The sequence below is a fragment of the Enterobacter sp. TMH.L2 genome (assembly GCF_050847315.1).
In the GTDB taxonomy this organism is placed as follows: domain Bacteria; phylum Pseudomonadota; class Gammaproteobacteria; order Enterobacterales; family Enterobacteriaceae; genus Cedecea.
This window is the reverse complement of sequence record NZ_CP193791.1, coordinates 63968-81578: the sequence shown is the minus strand read 5'-3', so window position 1 is coordinate 81578 and position 17611 is coordinate 63968. Positions and strand designations below refer to the sequence as shown.

General features: G+C 52.9%; 19 protein-coding genes. 6 read left to right on the top strand and 13 right to left on the bottom strand.

From position 1 onward, the window contains the following. Positions 1–12 precede the first annotated feature (12 nt). Entirely contained in the window at positions 13–393 is a 381-nt protein-coding gene (locus ACREYP_RS00375) for a hypothetical protein (RefSeq protein ID WP_336819014.1), read from the top strand. A gap of 74 nt (positions 394–467) precedes the next feature. Here ACREYP_RS00375 and kdoO read toward each other — a convergent pair whose 3' ends face one another. Both kdoO and ACREYP_RS00365 read right to left on the bottom strand, forming a co-directional pair. After that, positions 468–1361, bottom strand: a complete 894-nt coding sequence (gene kdoO / locus ACREYP_RS00370; protein ID WP_336819012.1) for a Kdo hydroxylase KdoO — start codon at positions 1359–1361, stop codon at positions 468–470. 305 nt (positions 1362–1666) lie between these two features. Next, positions 1667–2203 carry a GNAT family N-acetyltransferase gene (locus ACREYP_RS00365; RefSeq protein ID WP_336819010.1) on the bottom strand — a complete coding sequence of 179 codons (537 nt, stop codon included), beginning with the start codon at positions 2201–2203 and terminating at the stop codon, positions 1667–1669. 518 nt (positions 2204–2721) lie between these two features. Here ACREYP_RS00365 and ACREYP_RS00360 point away from each other — a divergent pair. Continuing rightward, a complete protein-coding gene (locus ACREYP_RS00360; RefSeq protein ID WP_336819008.1) occupies positions 2722–3654 on the top strand; it encodes an omptin family outer membrane protease in 933 nt (310 codons plus the stop codon). 149 nt (positions 3655–3803) lie between these two features. On the opposite strand, the gene ACREYP_RS00355 is transcribed toward ACREYP_RS00360, so the two are convergent. From ACREYP_RS00355 to ACREYP_RS00340, 4 genes are read right to left on the bottom strand one after another with little or no spacing between them, the layout of a single operon-like run. After that, the gene (locus ACREYP_RS00355) at positions 3804–4262 is read right to left on the bottom strand and encodes a DUF943 family protein (protein WP_008458665.1); all 459 of its coding nucleotides are present in this window, start codon (positions 4260–4262) and stop codon (positions 3804–3806) included. A gap of 60 nt (positions 4263–4322) precedes the next feature. Further along, positions 4323–4781 (bottom strand): DUF943 family protein, encoded by a 459-nt coding sequence (locus ACREYP_RS00350; protein WP_336819006.1) that lies wholly within the window; start codon positions 4779–4781, stop codon positions 4323–4325. A gap of 60 nt (positions 4782–4841) precedes the next feature. Beyond that, entirely contained in the window at positions 4842–5300 is a 459-nt protein-coding gene (locus tag ACREYP_RS00345; RefSeq protein ID WP_498881057.1) for a DUF943 family protein, read from the bottom strand. Further along, the gene (locus ACREYP_RS00340) at positions 5284–6135 is read right to left on the bottom strand and encodes a YPO3983 family protein (RefSeq protein WP_336819003.1); all 852 of its coding nucleotides are present in this window, start codon (positions 6133–6135) and stop codon (positions 5284–5286) included. Before ACREYP_RS00340 ends, ACREYP_RS00345 begins: the two co-directional genes overlap by 17 nt. Before the next feature lie 314 nt (positions 6136–6449). Between ACREYP_RS00340 and nudI the strand changes: the two genes are divergently transcribed. After that, positions 6450–6875 (top strand): nucleoside triphosphatase NudI, encoded by a 426-nt coding sequence (gene nudI, locus ACREYP_RS00335; protein WP_008458672.1) that lies wholly within the window; start codon positions 6450–6452, stop codon positions 6873–6875. A 33-nt stretch (positions 6876–6908) separates the two neighbouring features. Here nudI and ACREYP_RS00330 read toward each other — a convergent pair whose 3' ends face one another. Both ACREYP_RS00330 and ACREYP_RS00325 read right to left on the bottom strand, forming a co-directional pair. Beyond that, positions 6909–8546 (bottom strand): STY4199 family HEPN domain-containing protein, encoded by a 1638-nt coding sequence (locus tag ACREYP_RS00330; protein WP_336819001.1) that lies wholly within the window; start codon positions 8544–8546, stop codon positions 6909–6911. A 182-nt stretch (positions 8547–8728) separates the two neighbouring features. After that, entirely contained in the window at positions 8729–10138 is a 1410-nt protein-coding gene (locus tag ACREYP_RS00325; RefSeq protein WP_336818999.1) for an aminotransferase-like domain-containing protein, read from the bottom strand. A 177-nt stretch (positions 10139–10315) separates the two neighbouring features. Here ACREYP_RS00325 and ACREYP_RS00320 point away from each other — a divergent pair, with 177 nt between their 5' ends. The 3 genes from ACREYP_RS00320 (at position 10316) to ACREYP_RS00310 (ending at position 11440) form a co-directional block, all read left to right on the top strand. After that, a complete protein-coding gene (locus tag ACREYP_RS00320) occupies positions 10316–10489 on the top strand; it encodes a DUF1127 domain-containing protein (RefSeq protein ID WP_008458678.1) in 174 nt (57 codons plus the stop codon). Positions 10490–10578: 89 nt separating this feature from the next. Then, positions 10579–10908: a DHCW motif cupin fold protein gene (locus ACREYP_RS00315; RefSeq protein WP_008458680.1), complete on the top strand. Its 330-nt coding sequence runs from the start codon at positions 10579–10581 to the stop codon at positions 10906–10908. A gap of 4 nt (positions 10909–10912) precedes the next feature. Further along, positions 10913–11440, top strand: a complete 528-nt coding sequence (locus tag ACREYP_RS00310) for a GNAT family N-acetyltransferase (protein WP_498881056.1) — start codon at positions 10913–10915, stop codon at positions 11438–11440. A 43-nt stretch (positions 11441–11483) separates the two neighbouring features. Here the strand turns inward: ACREYP_RS00310 and ACREYP_RS00305 are convergent, their stop codons facing one another. The 5 genes from ACREYP_RS00305 to mtlD all read right to left on the bottom strand — a co-directional run bounded on the left by ACREYP_RS00305 (position 11484) and on the right by mtlD (position 17534). After that, a complete protein-coding gene (locus ACREYP_RS00305; protein WP_498881055.1) occupies positions 11484–11729 on the bottom strand; it encodes a YdgH/BhsA/McbA family protein in 246 nt (81 codons plus the stop codon). Positions 11730–11906: 177 nt separating this feature from the next. Beyond that, positions 11907–15170 carry an autotransporter outer membrane beta-barrel domain-containing protein gene (locus ACREYP_RS00300; protein WP_336818994.1) on the bottom strand — a complete coding sequence of 1088 codons (3264 nt, stop codon included), beginning with the start codon at positions 15168–15170 and terminating at the stop codon, positions 11907–11909. A gap of 196 nt (positions 15171–15366) precedes the next feature. Further along, positions 15367–15729 (bottom strand): YibL family ribosome-associated protein, encoded by a 363-nt coding sequence (locus tag ACREYP_RS00295; RefSeq protein WP_008458687.1) that lies wholly within the window; start codon positions 15727–15729, stop codon positions 15367–15369. A 71-nt stretch (positions 15730–15800) separates the two neighbouring features. Next, on the bottom strand, positions 15801–16340 hold the full coding sequence (gene mtlR, locus ACREYP_RS00290; RefSeq protein ID WP_008458691.1) for a mannitol operon repressor MtlR: 540 nt from the start codon (positions 16338–16340) through the stop codon (positions 15801–15803). Between the two features lie 45 nt (positions 16341–16385). Further along, on the bottom strand, positions 16386–17534 hold the full coding sequence (mtlD, locus tag ACREYP_RS00285) for a mannitol-1-phosphate 5-dehydrogenase (protein ID WP_336818992.1): 1149 nt from the start codon (positions 17532–17534) through the stop codon (positions 16386–16388). Between the last annotated feature and the right edge of the window lie 77 nt (positions 17535–17611).

Here is a 17611-nt window from a genome sequence, read left to right as displayed (position 1 = left end):
CGGAGATATATTATGGGCTGGGAAATGTATATCACCAGAACGGAACATGCATGGGATGGGGAGAGTAATCCTATTCTTGCAGAAGAATGGATTCAGTATGTAAATAACGATCCTGAACTCAGCTTTTCGCCCATAAATGGACCCTATCATGTCATCTGGCGAGGGGATGAAATTAACTGGCTGGACTGGCATACAGGGAATATTTCTGCAAAATCGCCTGCTCAGGCATTGTATTGCAAAATGCTGGATATCGCCGCCGCGCTCAATGCAAAAGTCCGGGACGATGACGGCAACTTATACTTATCGCCCGATGATTTACTTAATCCATCGTGGGCAAAAAAAGAAATTTCACCTTCATTTCTACAAAAAATCATTACTTACTTCAGAAAATAAATAGCGCAGTCTTGCCTCTACGGATTACCAATAAAAAAGCCGCACCAGCGGCTTTTTACACGCGCTCATTATGGCTAAATCAGCGGCTTACGTAGCAGTCCTTCCAGCACCTTCAGCGGGGAATGCTGTGGATTTTGCATGGCGTCTACCGGCAGTAAAAACGTCTGCTCCAGCATAAACTGCCCGCCCATCGCGGCATGCGGCGTCTGGTCAGAGAAACAGATCCAGCTGCTGCCCGGTGGGAAATCAATGGCCACCTGCGGGCCCTGCTTCTGATAATCCGCATCGGCCTTCATCGCGTCGTGCATCTGCAGCATCAGGTGGTCGTAATGGCTGCGGCGGCTTTTGGTAATGCCGACGGCGTTCTGCAGCCAGCTGCTTACCGGGGAATAGCTTTTCAGGCGCGGCAGGAAGCGCTGGGCCAGCGTCGGGAAGGCTTCACCCACGCGCCAGCTGCGGCTTTCACCGGCCGGATTAATGTTGGTGAAAATACGCAAAATACGCTCGCCATAGTTGGGCCGGGACGGGAACGCGTCCACGTGCAGGCGGCTGTCGTCTTTACGCCAGGAAGTGTTCTGCGTCCACTGCTTAACGGGGTGCAGGCGCAGGCTGTTGGTCGGCGAATGTAGCACCTGCTGGTATTCCGGCAGAAGAGTGGCAATCAGCTGCAGGCAAGATTCGTAATGCCGTTTTAGCAGGGTGCGAACTTCTGGCTCCTGCCCGGCTACAGCCACGCCGGTCAATTTATCCTTCAGGGGCTGATAGCTGATGTTTTTACGTTTCGGATCCACGACCGCTGGGTTAAGCAGCGCGGTTTCCTGTTCGGTCAGCGCAAACGCCAGCTGCGGCAGAAAAACAACTTTGCCCTGTTCCAGCTCGCTCACAGCCGACTCAGCAGCCGTATTGCCCCATTGAGAAAGCGGATGCGTCAGGGCCGCGGTATCAAGAGTGATGTTTAAATCTGACATATTGGTGTCCTTGCCACTGCTCCGGACAATGCCTTTAACAGATGAATTTCCGGAACATTTTATTTTTTGAAAGACGAATAGAAGCACGCCGCCGGAAGACAGCGAATGCATACCTGAAAGGGATTGGAACGAGTATAGTAAGAATGTAAATTAAAGGTTAAACAAAAGCTAAACATCGTCTTAGGCGCTAAATTAAAACGCACAAAATCATAAAATAACGCTAAGTGAATATTGCACTGGCCCACTGATATTATTCGCTACTGGCCACGGCTAAATAAACAATGGCCCGCTAAGCAGGCTATTGTTTATTTCCACTCGCTGCGCAATAGCGCATAGGCATATTCATCCCCCCACTCACCTTTAAAGAAAATATTCTTGTGAAAGTGTGCTTCCCGACGAAAACCCAGCTTTTCCAGCAGGCCAGCGGCGGCGTCATTCCTGGCATCAACCGTCGCCACCAGGCGATGCTTGTTGAAGGTGGTGAACAACAGATCAATCGCGCCGCGCAAAGCTTCAAAAGCAAAGCCCTGACGCTGATGCCTCTCATCAAAGGTCATGCCCAACTCTGCCTGCTGGCCTTCATCGAAGAAGTGAACGGCAACGTCACCCAATAAACGCTGGTCTTCGCTGCGCACCACCGCAATCTGAAACCAGCTTTCATCGGTATTAAAGCCCAGCGACGCCTGCTGGGCATAAAACGCCTCGGCATCGGCATCGCTATAGCCATCCCAGCTCTGGTAGCGAGCAACTTCCGGCTGGTTACGATATTCAATAAAAACGGGCAAATCGGCACGAGTGAACTTGCGCAACGTCAGGCGCGGGGTGGTCAGTAACGGCTCCATAAGTCATTCCTGGTCAAAGTGTCTGGATGTAGTGTCGGCATGCAGGGTAGCAGCTTTACGTTTTTTCGATATTACGCCGAGTGCTCAGCGGCGCGGTGGCATGCATTATGTAAAAAAGAGAATGAAATGAATATGCTACGGGCAGCAGAGCTTTCATCGCCAAATAATTATTAGTTCGCTTACATATTTAAATTCACCAAACTCGACTTAAGCTAAATTTCCTCAATAAATACATATGAATAGTTATGATATATCCTTGTAACAAAAAGCTACAATTTTAATTTTCTTTAAAATCAAACGATTCACCGCTCAAATATTCACCAGTAGAAAATAATCTTTCCCCTGTCAAGGAACGGTCCATAAAATAGCCCCCGTTTTGCCTGGCAAGACAAACTAATAATAATTTTCAACAACATAATTTATCGCGCAACAATAACCCTTTACGGCCCTTAACCTGTCCGTACAGGTTTATTTTTTGCAACACCAAACCAATGTGATAGAAAACAGAACGATACATCATGCACAAGCAAAAACACCTGCCTGTAGCCGCCGCATTGCTGTTTAGCCCGGCGCTGCTCGCTTCAACCAGCTTTAATTTTTCACCCGATGCAGTTAGCACGAATATTTCCACCAGCGTTTTAAACGGAGAATCTAAAGAGCTCGTTTATAATCAAGGTGATGGCAGTAAATTAAGTGAACTGAAATGGAAAATCAAAAATACCCCTATTATTAAAGGCGGTATTAGCTGGGACGCACAGCGCTACATCACCCTCAATGCTAACGGCTGGACAACCTTCGCCTCTCGCGGCTCGCATATGTCCGACTATGACTGGCAAACGCCTGGCCAGAGCCACTGGAGCGACAAATCTACCCACCCGGATACCAGCCTGAATTATGCCAACCAGTTCGATTTCAATCTTACCGGCTGGCTGCTGAAGGAGCCGACATACAATCTCGGCGTGGTAACCGGCTACCAGGAAACTCGCTATAGCTGGACGGCGAGAGGCGGCTCATACAATTATTTCAACGGTGCACTTATCGGTGAATTCCCCGCCGGGAAACCGGGAATTGGGTATAGTCAGAAATTCAGCGTGCCGTATATTGGGCTGACCAGTAGCTACCGCTATCAGTACTTTGATATTGCAGGGCAATTTAAATTCAGCCCGCTGGTTAATGCTCAGGATAATGACGAGCACTATATGCGTCAGCTGAGCTTTAGCGAGAAAAGTAGTCATTCCAATTATTATGCTGCAACCGTCTCCGCCGGTTATTACGTCACGCCAAATACCCGGCTGTACACGGAATTAACGTGGACGCGTTTTTCCGAAGCAAAAGCATCAACAAAAACCCGTAATAATAATACTGGGGAAACCTGGACCCAGGGCAGCGGGTCAGCGGGCCTGAGTAACGACAGCTACACCTATGGCGTCGGAATTCAGTATCGCTTCTAAAGGGTTTTGCAGATTAAGTTGAGGAAACTCAGCCCGGATTGTGTGATTTTCACCAGCCGGGCTGAGAGATGTTCTTATGCTTGAATAGCAGAGAAAGTGCTGTATTGTTAATGCCCCCACCACAGTAATCATCAATAAAAAACATACCCTCAATATATCTTTATAAGATTTCCATTTTCTTCCAGCCTGTAGATACTGCCATTAACAGTGAGCTCCAACCCTGCGTTTTTACTGTAATTGATTCTAAAAACTAAATCTTTCTCAATACAGTTGACTTTTGTTTTCATATCATAGAAACAAAGTCGATCATACTTTCCTTCTTCTTTATACCCCTCACCGAATAGCCAGAAAATAATCGTATAGCCGCCGTAGGATGCAGGTCTTGGGATATCATACTTCGCTTTCAGCATATCTTTATTTTCCAGCCACCAGTTTATTTTACCTCTACTCGTCAAAGGAAAATTTTTAACCAAAACATCGCTATAGTTACCATCGTAATGAACAGCGACAATCTCCACCGAACGAAGTGACTGCCATAGCAGATAGCCCGCTAACACACAGCTCACAAAAACTAGCAAGGAAACTGCTTTCTTATTTTTGAATGTCATTGCGCCCCCCGGTAATTTCAATGGTAGCGATCACATTGAACATCAAAAAAACAAAACATCTCAATCTATCTTTTTAATACTTCCATTTCCTTCCAGCCTATAAATGCCATCATCAAACGTGAACGTAAGCCCTCTATTTTTACTGTTACTGATTCTAAAAACTGAATCTTTATCAATGCAGTTGATTTTTGTTTTCATATCATCGAAACAGAGTCGGTCATACTTCCCTTCTTCTTTATAGCCCTCACCGAAAAGCCAAAAAATAATCGTGTAGCCACCGTAAGATGCAGGCCTTGGAATATCATATCTGGCTTTCAGCATATCCTTGTTTTCCAGCCACCAGTTTATTTTTCCTTTTTTCGTAAAAGGGAAGTTTTTAACCAGAACACTGCTATAGGTATTTCTCTGATGAACAGCGACAATCTCCACCGGACAAAATGACTGCCATAGCAGGTAACCCGCCAACACACAGCCCACCCCAAGTAACATAAAACGTGTTTTCTTATTTTTGAATGTCATTGCGCCCCCCGGTAATTTCAATGGTAGCGATCACATTGAACATCAAAAAAACAAAACATCTCAATATATCTTTATAAGATTTCCATTTTCTTCCAGCCTATAGATACTGCCATTAACAGTGAGCTCTAACCCCGTATTTTTACTGTAGTCAACAATGAAAACCACATCCTTATCAATGCAGTTAACTTTTGTTTTCATATCATCGAAACAGAGTCGGTCATACTTCCCCTCTTCTTTATAGCCCTCACCGAAAAGCCAAATCGTAATAGTGTGGCCACTGTAGTATTCAGGCCCTGGAATATCATACTTCGCTTTTAGCATCTCTTGATTTTGCAGCCACCAGTTTATTTTACCTCTACTCGTCAAAGGGAAATTTTTAACTAAAACATCGCTATAGGTATTTCTCTGATGCACGACGACAATCTCCACCGGGCGAAGTGACTCCCATAGCAGGTAACCTGCTAACACACAGCTCGCAAAAACTAGCAAGGAAACTGCTTTCTTATTTTTGAATGTCATTGCGCCCCCCGGTAATTTCAATGGTGGCTTGCATATTGGTCATAAAGGGTTTAAAGGCAAACTCGCTGTAGCGCTGAAGGACAAACCAGATCCGGAAAAAACGGAACTGGTTAAATTTCACCTTTGAAATGTCCTCATCATCCAGCCCAAAGTGGTCCTGGACTTTATAATGCACAACGGCACGATATCGCTCTTTACCAACTACCAGGGACTTAATCGTGATATGCGTTGCCCAGGTATCGTGCACAGTGATGCCCAGGCCGTTAAAGTTGTCCTGGAAGCGGTCAAATTTTGGCAATTTTCCACGCATAATTGCCTCCCCTAATTTTTTTATGTCTTTTAATGGATAACGTTTGTTTTCCCAGTCAATATACTGCCCGAAAACTTTCTGCAAACGGAGTCTTGTACTGTTTTCAGACGAACTATCACTTAAAATATGCGCCTCCAACGCGCTATCCAGTAATGGATGGCAGAACGATTTGTCGCTATTTTTCTGCATATGGGAAATCATCAGCTTAATCAGCATGTTGTAAGGGGAGTGGCACGCAAACGGACGGGATAGGTGCCGAAACTCATCAAAAAGGATGTTTGCGCACTCCCTCTGGGTCAGTTTATCACCTTCCCCTCGGGATCCGTGGAACATTGACTGCGGCTGGCTGAAGGGGCTGATTGCCGTCAACGTGTAAGGGTTCACTCTGGTGGAAACATCCACCAAATGAAACCGGGCCTTCAGATCGATTTCGGACAGGTCGCCGCAGCGCATATCGCTGGCGGTATAGTCATCCATCTTTTTCTGGGTTTTGAATATCTTACAGGGGAACTGAAGTGCCGGCATAAATACCTTCCTGGTATATTGTTAACGAGGCTCATCTTGAGCGTCACTTATGATAAGCGGCAGATACATACGGTGCGTAATGCTTTTTATATTTACAGTAAAAACTTAGACCTCAATCATTATTTTCACTCACAACATAAAACAAAATTACTTTATTTATCTTTATGCATTCATCTAATTAATATATTGAATGAAATTATTATAAAAATATTATTGTATTAACGGATAAAATTCTCCCCCAGGTGTCTGCCAGCGCGCAGACCCTTTTTCTTATCTGTGCTATAACTCAGCGGCTTATTTTCAGGGAGATGACCATGCGACAAAGAGTGATTGCCTGCCCGATAATCCAGAATCAGGGCCAATATTTGCTGTGCAAAATGCCACAAGATCGCGGGGTGTTTCCCGGCCAGTGGGCGCTCTCCGGTGGCGGCATTGAGCCGGGTGAAACCATGGCAGAAGGGCTACGGCGTGAGATCCGGGAAGAGCTGGGGGAAGCGCTGATTATCTCGCACATTGAGCCGTGGACCTTCCGCGATGACGTGCGGGTGAAAACCTACACCGACGGCAGCCAGGAGCAGGTGTACATGATTTATCTGATGTTCGACTGCATCAGCGAAAACCGCGAGATAACCCTTAACGAAGAGTTTGAGCAGTACGCGTGGGTCAGCCCGCAGGATCTGGCGAGCTACGATCTGAATGAAGCCACCGCCGCGACGTTCCGTGATAAAGGGCTGCTGTAATGCATTGGGCAGCCCGAAGGCTGCCCGGCACGGCTAGCGCATCGCGTTGTATATCGCCTGCTGAATTTTGACGGTCTGCTCATCCACCGGCTCTGGCTCCAGCCCCTGGGCGGTCGCATCTTCGTAGCGCTGCTTCTGCGCCGCCAGGCGCAGCTGAGCGCGCTCTACTTCCTCTTTCTGGCGCTGTACCGCCGGGGCTGAACTGCAGAAGCTGGCGAGGAATTGCTTTCTCAGCGAAGTCAGCTTTTGCCCTTTCTTCATGCCTAACTCGGTGGAGCCAATCAGCCTGCGGCAGGGCCGGGTTTCGTCCATTTGCGGGCGGTATTGCAGCAAAATGGTCAGCACATCGCGGTCATCCGCCGCCAGCGCCTGCTCGGCAAAATAGACTTTCCAGTTCATCCCGCCCTGCATAAACAGGCGCACAATACGCGCGTCATTACGGTTAATCGCCGCCCGTAGGTTATTTTCGTCCCAGGTGATGCCCATATTGGCAAGCATATCCCGCGGGCTGTTGGATTCCGGCCGCTCTTTCTGCTGCACCGGCGTACTCACTATTGGCGGAGCCGCCGTCACCTCAGGTTTTGAAGTGGCATCACTTAACAGATAGAGGCCAATCACCGCCACTGCCACCACCACAATCCCTACCGATGCCCACAGCGCGGTGGAGATCATGTCGGTAGTATCATGCTGTTTTTTGGCCGTGCGCGGGTCATAACGCTCGATGGATTCTCTGATCTCTGCCGGATCGCCGCCCTGGGCCGCATGATTTTTACGCGCCTGGTCAAGGTAGCTTTGCAGTGCCGCATCATCCGCGTCCAGCAGCGAGGAGGGATTCACTTTAGTGCGGCCTTCGCTAAAGGCTTTTTGTACCGGGCCGCTGATTTCACCGAAATAGCTATCCAGCAAAGCCACCTGCACGCTCGTGAGCGGCTGCTTGTGCATCAGGTCGTTGCGGATTTGACGGGTGCCATCGAGGAAGATTTGCAGGGTTTTACGTTGGTCGATAAGAAAACCCAACTGAGGCGAGTTTTGGTAAACTTTGGCGTAGTGATGGGCAAACTCTTTCTTATCCACCAGCATCAGCGCCAGCTCGCTGAACTTCATGCCGCTCAGCACATCGCCCCGCTCGCCTCGCTTCAGCCAGCGGCGAACTTTGTCAGCCCCAAACTGGCTTTTTAGCTGATTAACCAGCTCCGCCTGGTTTTCCCACGCCTGATTGACCAGCCCTTTCAGCATCAGTTCAATGGCGCGCATCTGCTGCTGGGCGCCTTTCTGTAGCCTGTCAACGTCGGAGGAAAGCTCGGTGGAGTAGCCCAGCAAGGGCTGTTTGAAGCGCACATGCTCCAGATAACTGGTGAAGCGCAAGGCGGCGAGGAGCTGGTTCTGGCTAACTTCCTGCCCGCTTTCATACTGCGGCACCAGCTGCTGCAAATGGCGCAGCAGCAGCGTGAATTGTGAAATTTCGGAGTCGTTAAGATTCAGCCGTTTCGCCACCGCCCCCCAACTGCCCAGCGCCATACGGGCCTGCTCCAGCTGCTGGAAAAACCACTGCGGATCTTTGCCTTCGGCGGCACGAATATTCAATAGCGGCAGGATCTGAAGTGAAGCCTGCCGAATAATCCCCAGACACGTCTCAAAGTGCTCCCGCATCTGCAATGTTGCGCTGCTCATGATAGTCCTTTGTCGATGTCCGGCCTTACGTTGCCGAACGCAGAAAAAACGGCTTTTTTCCGCCCCAGGCGGCTATTTTTTATGGTTATTAATGCCAAGGCCACACTTCGCCATTACAGCCGAGTGTAAAGCAGCCCGCCGGGAATCAATGGCGATAAAAAGAGCGATTTAGCCGGGCATTTTCAAATCTCACATTCGACGATTTCGCCCAATCTTTTCAGGGCCGCCTCGGTAACGGCGTTGAACGGCAAAGAATAGTTCAACCGCAGGCATTGGCGATATTTTCCAGAGGCTGAAAACAGCGAGCCGCTCGCAATATGGATTTTTGCCTCTTTCAATGCGCTGCCCAGCCGCACCGCATCGACTTCTTCCGGGAGTTCAATCCACATCAAAAAGCCCCCCTGAGGCCGGCTGACGCAAATCCCGCAGGGGAAATATTGCCGCACGCGGCAGGTAAACACCTCCAGATTGCGCTGGTAGTGCTGGCGCATACGCCGGATATGGCGGTGGTAATGCCCGTTGCGAATAAAGGCCGCTACCGCCTGCTGGGTGAAGGTCGCGCTGCTGCCGGTGCCGATATACTTGGTGTGCAGCGTGCGGTCGAGGTAACGTCCCGGCACAATCCAGCCCACGCGCAGCCCCGGTGCCAGCGTTTTTGAAAACGAACTGCACAGCAGGACGCGGCCATCCACATCCAGGGATTTGATCGTCATAGGGCGCGGGTATTCATAGGCCAACTCACCGTAGACATCATCCTCGATGATGGCGATATCAAAGCGCCGGGCAAGATTCATCACCGCTTTTTTACGCGCCTCCGGCATGATGAAGCCAAGAGGATTATTGCAATTGGCTACCAGAATCACGGCTTTGATGGGCCACTGCTCCAGCGCCAGCTCGAGTGCTTCCAGGCTAATGCCGGTGACAGAATCAGTAGGAATTTCAACTACTTTAACACCGTAACCGCGCAGCATCTGCATGGTGCCGTGGAATGACGGCGACTCAACCGCCACTATGTCCCCCGGCTCACACACCGCGCGAATCGCAATCGACAGTGCTTCATGGCAGCCGTTGGTCACCACGATCTCATCGGCATTCACCATGCAGTTGCTGTCCAGCATCAGGCGGGCAATTTGCTCGCGCAGGGCTTTCACGCCGAACATACCGTCGTAGCCCAGCAGCTCAGGCTCCTGGTACTGCGCGAGCCGCCCCATTTCTCGCCACAGCGGTTTCATCGTCGACTGGGTGAGATCCGGTGATCCGCTGCCGAAGGCGATCACTTCGCAATCCTGCCGGGAGTTCACCAATTCCAGCACCGCATCCCACTGCGTCACTTCCACCGGGCGCTGTACTGGACGCGTTAAGCGCGGCACAGGCGGCACGGCTTTGCGCGGCGAAACAAAGTAGCCGGAACGTGGCTGAGGGGAAATCAGCTGCTGGTCTTCCAGGACGTGATACGCCTGTTGCACGGTACTGATACTGACGCCGTGTTCACTGCTCAGGCTCCGCACCGAAGGCAAGCGCTCCCCGCTTTGATAAAGCCCCTGCTCAATGCGCTCAGCCAGCAGCGTGGCGAGATGTTGGTAACGCGTCATGCTGTATCCTCACCGGAAGCCATACAGAAGGAAAAACCGATACAGAATGGCGCAAAAAATGCCATTCAGCTCATGTTTTAGCCCTTCTGTATGTTAAAGAAAAGTAATTTTTGAATCTGTCTGCTTTTGCCCGCTGGCCCCATGATTACCCCCAGGCAAACCGCGAGGAGTCACAGCATGGGCTTTGAAGAGAACCACCATCGCAGACCGTTTTATGGCCTGGTAATGCTTTACCAGTATTTTCGCCGCAGCCGCCAGCGCCGCCAGACTTTACGGGCGTTACGCGAACTTAGTCCGGAACAACTCAGGGATATGGGGCTGACGAGGGATGATTTATCCCGCTGGGAATAACGCTTAAGCGGTGCCACACGCTGGCACCGTTTTTTATTTACTGCTATCAAAAGGAGGACCAGACAACAACAACAATACTCAGGAGCCGCATGAACATCACCGACTTGCCTTTTAATACCACCGACTGGGCCACCCTAATCCCCACCGAACACCCCGGCATCACCGGCAAAGCGCTTTGGCGCACGCAGCAGTTTGGGCCCATCCGCGTGCGCATGGTGGAATACACCGCCGGCTATCTGGCCGATCACTGGTGCCAAAAAGGGCACGTTTTGCTGTGCCTGAAGGGCGAGCTGCAAACTGAGCTGGAAGATGGCCGCCAGTTTACGTTAACCCCGGGTATGAGTTACCAGGTGGCCGACGGCGCGGAGCCTCACCGTTCCTCAACGGCATCAGGTGCCGTCCTGTTTATTGTGGATTAACGCCATGCCGACGCTTTTGACGCCACGCCTGGCGCTCAGCCAAATCACCGAAGCCGACTGGCCACTTTTCCGCTACCTGCAGCAGCAGCCGGACGTCATGCGCTACGTGGCCGATAACCGACCGGAGACAGAGATTCGCCAGGCTTTTGACGCCCGTCTTCCCAACTGGCAGCCGGGCAGCCGCCACTGGCTCTGTATGGTGATGCGTCACCGCAAAACCGGCGTGCCGATTGGCGTCACCGGCTTCATTCTGCGTGAGGACGATATCGCGGAAGTCGGCTTTTTACTCGACCCATCGTTTCACGGTCAGGGCTACGGGTATGAATCGCTGTACGAGGTGTGCGCCTTTGCATTTGCGGAGGTCGGCATCCGCAAGCTTGTGGCCACGGTCACCGCCGGAAATTTTCCGTCGAAGAAAGTGCGGGAGAAAGTCGGGTTTCAGCCGGAAGGAACGCTGCGGGAGAACTACTGGCTGAACGAACGCTGGCAGGATGACTGGATTTTTGGCCTGCTGGCCCGGGAATTCAGATAAAACACGAGCCGCACAAGGCGGCCCATACTGCGTGATTCAAGACTTAGTTGTAGATTTCAGCCACGCCGTACATTTTGTTATCACCGCCGGCGGAAACAATGCGGATAGACTTCGCGCCTGCCTGCTCGGCTTTCTGCTGCAGCTGGTGTTGCAGGCTGTCGAGGTTAGACGCGCCACTGACCGATACGGTGCCCATTTTCTGGCTGACAGCTGGCTGAGTTTCCGCAGCGAAGCCGGAGAAGGAAGCAGCGAGAGTCATAACTACGGCAAAATATTTGATTCTTTTCATGATGATTACCTTTGCGTTTTGTTTAGTTGGAAGGCTGACTGCCTTCGATGAGATAAGAATAGCGCCGCCGTGCTTTGTTTGTTAGCGGAACAATTCGCTTATCTATTTCAAAAAAACTGAACACAAAGTCATCATGATAATAGCGACGCTGGCAAAGCCCTGGCCCCCGCAGAGCAGTCACCAATTCCAGCGCACGCCGACATTGCCGGTCACTACCCGCTGGCGTTCGCCGCCGAAGTTTGTCAGATAGCCTGTCGTAGCATAAAGGCTGCCGTTCTGGCTCACCTGCGCCACCAGCCCCGCCCCGATTTGCCCGGCCGTTTGCCCGACATTGCTGGCGATGGTTGTGCTGCTATCGAAAGCGGTTTCATCATCCTGGCCGAATGACCGCAGTACGTTAGCGCGCAGATAAGGCTTCCAGCTCACGCCGCTCGCCTCAAACGCCCACTGCAGCCGGGCCCCAACCCGCCCCTGCCAGGTATTGCCATTGTTCCAGCGAACATCGGAGACACCGTCGTTCAGCGAATCCAGCGAGGTTCGTTGCCAGATCAGCTGTACCTGAGGTTCAAGCGTCACGCCTTCACCGAGGGAAACGGGCAGCCCCGTCTCAACAGAGCCGGTCACCGCATTGCCGCTGGAAGAAGCATTCACCTCGTTGACCGAGTTAGTATTCAGCCGCAGCGCGCTGCCCATTAACACCGCGTCCGTGTACCAGCCGGAAGCCGCAACTCTTGTCCAATAGCCGCCGTAGTTGTAGTTATTCAGCTGCAGTTTGCCGACGCGCATGCCCTGTTTTGCCAGCGCAAAGCCATCGACATCCCCGGTCGCTCTGGAGAATCCGAACAGGATACCGAAGTGATGTGTCGCCCCATTATCCTCAGTGGCGGTATACAAATCCTGCCCCAGCTGCAGCCCCCACAATGTACCGTTGAAGGACGGGTTCACATCTCCATTTTGATGAATATCCGCATGGCTTCCCCAGCTTCTGGCCCAAAAAGCTGGCGCTTTGTTATCACTGCCCAGCAGACTCTGCTCGCCCTGACGGTCGTGGAAGGTGTCGATCTGCTGCAGGTTAAGCTGGCGGGCCACGGCAGGTGCTTCGGCGTACAGCGCAACTTCTGGCCGGTAGACATTCAGCGTCTCATCGCCGTGAGAAGCATCCACGATGGACTCAGGCGTTTCTTCCGCCGGGGTGACCGACGTTGTCGAATCCGGCACAACCGTATTGCGCAAATACCAACTCCCACCGCTGCCGTCGGAGACGCCGCCTTTGGCGAGATAATAGGAATAAGCCCCGGCGCTGACGGTGCCTCCAGAAAGAGTGAAGGCATTTGCCGTACTGGTCGCACCGTTAGTGGCCTGCACCACCTGAATACCGTCTGCCGTAGTTTGCGCCCCGGCCCCGCCGATATTAGTGACCTTCAGCGTGCTGCTGCCCGAAGCGCTACCGCCGCTGAGGATAAGCTTATCAGACGCAGCCCCATCACTCGCCAGGACCGTATTCAGCGCAATCACGCCGTTCTGACCGCTATAGTTTCCGGCTACGGTCAAGCTATTCCCCACGCCGCTACCAGCCAGCTGAACAAGCCCCACGTTGGTCAGGTTGCCGTAAATCTGGAAATTGCCCTGCGGGCCAGCAGAAAGAATCGGCAGCGCATTTGTTACCGCCAGCGTTCCGCTGTTCGTCACGTCACCATTCACCGTACCATAACCACCCAGCGTGGCTCCGGCCGCCACGGTGGTGCCGCCTGCAGCTGCCGCAGAGGTGTGAGCGCTGTCGCCTACAACCAGCGTACCGGCATTAACAGCCGTGCCACCCGCATAGCTGTTAACGCCGTTGAGCACCAGCGTACCGCCGCCCAGTTTAGTTAACGCACCAGCCCCCGTAATCCCCTGCCCAACAACGGAGGTGAATCCCTGAGTGTCAAACGTCCCGTTATTGGCAGTCACTGATATCGCACGGGATGTCGCAAGATCGAACGAACTGCCGAGCCGAAGCGTGCCACCGTTAAAGATAAGTCCACCCGTAGCTTCACCGAGCGCACTGTCTGCTGCAGCCTGCAGCGTGCCGCCGGTCAGCGTTGTCCCCCCGGTGTAAGTGTTGGCCCCCGTTACCTGCAGCAGGCCGCCACCGCTTTTCTCAACAGCTCCGCTGCCGGTAATCTTCCCCGAATAGCTGCCGTCGCTGTTTTGCAGGAAACGCACCATCCCGTCATTAGAGACCGAAAGCGGCAAGTTGGTTGAGTTCGCTTGCAGCGTCGCGCCGTTGCTTACCGAAGCCGTTACGGAAGCCGTACTGGTACCTAGCATGCCGGTAAGATCCAACGTTCCGCTCTGCACGAGGGCAGTGGTAAACGCGCCAGTACCCGCCCAGGTCCAGTCGCTGCCGGTCATGGTCAGCGTCTGAAAATTGGTAAAGGCGTTAGAGGAGGTACCCGTCCCTTCTAATGTCACGGAGTTATTGCCTCGCCCACCATCGGCCAGGCCAACAATTTGCGAGCCGGTCTGGAGGATCAGCGAAATGCTGCCGTTGCCGCTGAGAATTGCCGTGCCGCTTCCGCCCTGAATCAGCCCGGCGTTGGTGATGGTGATATTACCGTTAGTCGAACGAATACCGATGCCGTTATTGCTGACGATCTGCCCGCCGGCCAGGTTATTGATCGTAGTGTTAAAACTGCTGCCGAGCGTGTTTGCTACCACGCCGTCCACGCTGCCGCTGGAGGACGCGGTGCCGGTGGCCTGAATCAGGCCGCTGTTATTTAGCGTGGCGTTGTTGCCCTGCAAAAACACCGTGGGCGCATCTCGCCCGGAAGTGGTCAGCGTCCCACTGTTGTTCACCGTGCCGCTGCCGCCCAGCAGCGAAATAGCCCTGGCGTTATTCCCTGATGTGGAGATGGTGCCGGTATTGGTGATGGTATTTCCTGCAGCGCCAGGATTGCTCTGCCCCCAGGCTGCGGTCATGCCGTAAGAATTGTTACCGCTGGTGGTGATAGTGCCGTTATTGATCAGCGTATTGTTATTACCGTTAGCGGCCATGCCGTCGTTGTAGGCCCCGGTGGTGGTCAGCGTGCCCGTCGCACCATTAGTCAGCGTATTACCGTTATTCACGCCCAGCAACAGCGCCCCACGGTTCGCCACGCCCGTGCCGTTATCAGAGAGAGTCAGCGCCCCGGCGCTGTTGATACTGCTGCCGCTGTCCACCGAAAATGGCGTCGCCTGGGTGGTCAGCGAGTAACTCCCGGTCACAGTTGAGTCGAGATTAATCGTAACGTTATTGCTGCCTGCGGTGGCAACCACCGGCGGAATACCCGAGCCGCTACAGGTCACGGTGTCCCCGCTATTCGGCGTTGACGACGAACAGGCGGCGGTGGCAGGAAAGGGAAGCATGCCGGTTAAACCGGCCAGACAGACGGGAACCAGAGTCAAAGCCTTATTTTTCATGTTTACTCTCGCAGCAAGAAAGATAAACAACGGGTTGGCATTCCCTGCGGCCTCGCAGTAAGGCGGGCAAATTGTCCAGTGGTGGGGCTGGGGTAGAAGAAATCCACACCCGGCATTTAACTATAGAGCCGGGTGGAGATTTAACAGGCTGATGAGGCGGGTTTTATCGGCTTATTTCACCGAAAAGAGAACGCGGTCAGAATTCCGTGCGGGAGAAACCGGTCATCTCGGTCAGTTCCATCTCGCGACCCAGAGCGGTCATCGGATGGACAATTACCAGGCCACGCACGCTTTTCTTGAGCTTGCCCATATCGGCCTGCTCTTTTTTGGTAATCGCACGCTTGTACGGCAGCGCTACCAGCTTCTGCGCTTCTTTGCTCAGCTTCTGGTTACGCACCGCCTGCAGGCGAGCGATTTCGATTTCCAGCTTCTGCCGCTCTTTTTCCAGCTCGGCATATTTTTCCGCTTCGTTGATCAGGTGCAGGCCTGGCATTTCGTGGCGGATAGCGTCCAGACGGTCGCTGAGGCGTTTAATTTCTGCTTTTTCGATTTCTTTCATTTTGACTTACCGTGAATAAAGATGGCTTGCTGGCAAGGATACACGATCCTGAGGGACAGGGCGAAAAGCGGCTATTTCTGGAAGGCTTTTTTTAAGCTGATCCGGGAGATCAGCTCAGTCAGGGAAAGGACCATCGTGGAGCGAACGATTTGCATATAGCGCTGACGTTGCATCGCCAGCAGTTCAGGATCGCTGCCATCAACGAAGGTCGGCGTCGGCGGCAGCGCCGTCACGCAGTGCAGCTCGCCAAACGGGCCAAGCATTTCGTCATCGGTGAAGCTGTACTCGTTGCCGTCGTGGTTCAGCTCTTCCCGGAGCGCCATGAGCAGCTCGCAGTCTTCGTACTCGGCGCGGTTCAACACGCCCAGCCCGTAGATAAGCTTCAGGCGTACCGACAGGTCGCCCAGCGGGCCGTCGCCGTCCAGCAGTGGCTCAACCGCATATTTCACCGCGTAGTCGTCCTTGCGGAACACCTGCAGCACCAGGATATTTACCGCTTCGGTTAACAGCTCGACGGCAGCAATCAGCAGGCTTCTTACGGTTTTGCCGGCATTCAGTCGCTCAAGCACGCGGTTTTCAAAGGCCTGGGTTTCTTCCATTTTTGCCTGCATCACTAAACATGTTTCAGGCGCGGTATCCACCGCGCCTGCATAGGGTTACGCTATGGCGTTATACGCCTTCACCGCCTCAGTCACGGCTTCGCTGTTTACATCCAGACCGGACACTTCCGCCAGCGCCGCCTGCGGGCCTTTATCTGCCAGAAGCTGCTTCAGCTCCTGCGCCTGCGGGTCCTGCTCGCTGTGGTAGTGCATTGCCGCCGCAATCCCTTTGATCAGGTTAGCGTGAGGCAAACCGTACTCAATCGTCCCCAGCAGCGGCTTAACCAGGCGGTCACCCGCGCTGAGTTTACGCAGCGGCTGGCGGCCAACGCGTTCCACGTCATCCTTCAGATACGGGTTTTCGAAACGACCGAGGATTTTCTTGATGTACGCGGCATGTTTGTCGGCTTCAAAGCCGTAGCGCTTAATCAGCACCGCACCGCTCTCTTCCATCGCCCCTTTCACTACGGCGCGCACTTTCTCATCAAGAATGGCATCGCGGATAGTCTGGTGCCCGGCCAGCTGACCGAGGTACGCGGTTATAGCATGCCCGGTATTCAGCGTGAAGAGCTTGCGCTCGACAAACGCCATAAGATTATCAGTAAGTTCCATGCCAGGAATGTTCGGCAGGTCACCTTTAAACTGGGTTTTATCGACAATCCACTCGCTAAAGGTCTCCACGGTCACTTCCAGCGGATCGTTAGTGGCGGATTCAGACGGCGGAACGATGCGGTCAACTGCAGAATCGACAAAGCCAACGTGCTGCTCTACCCACGCCCACGCGTCAGCAGACAGCGCTTTCTTGACGTGCTCTTTCAGCTGGCTGGTGCCACGCACCATGTTTTCACAGGCGATGATGTTCAGCGGCGTTTCGTTGCCGTTCGCACGGCGCAGTTCCAGGCCTTTGGCAAGCGTTGGTGCGATGCGCTCCAGCACAACCGGGCCGACGGCGGTGGTGATCAGATCAACCTGAGCGATAAGGGCCACAACGTCGTCGCCGATGCTGCTGACGGCATTCACGTTGGAGACGGTATCAATCTGCTGCTGCTCGCCGACTACGTGAACCTGGTAGCTGTGACGCGCGTTCAGGGCATCCAGAACCACCTGGTTTACGTCGGCAAAAGTCAGCTGCAGACCGGCGTCCGCCAGCAGTTTACCGATAAAGCCACGACCGATATTACCTGCACCAAAATGTAATGCTTTCATTGCGTTAACCTTCCTGATTATTTCACCCGTGAGGGCTGGGGTAAGGATACTGTATGCGAATCCCCTCACCCTAGCCC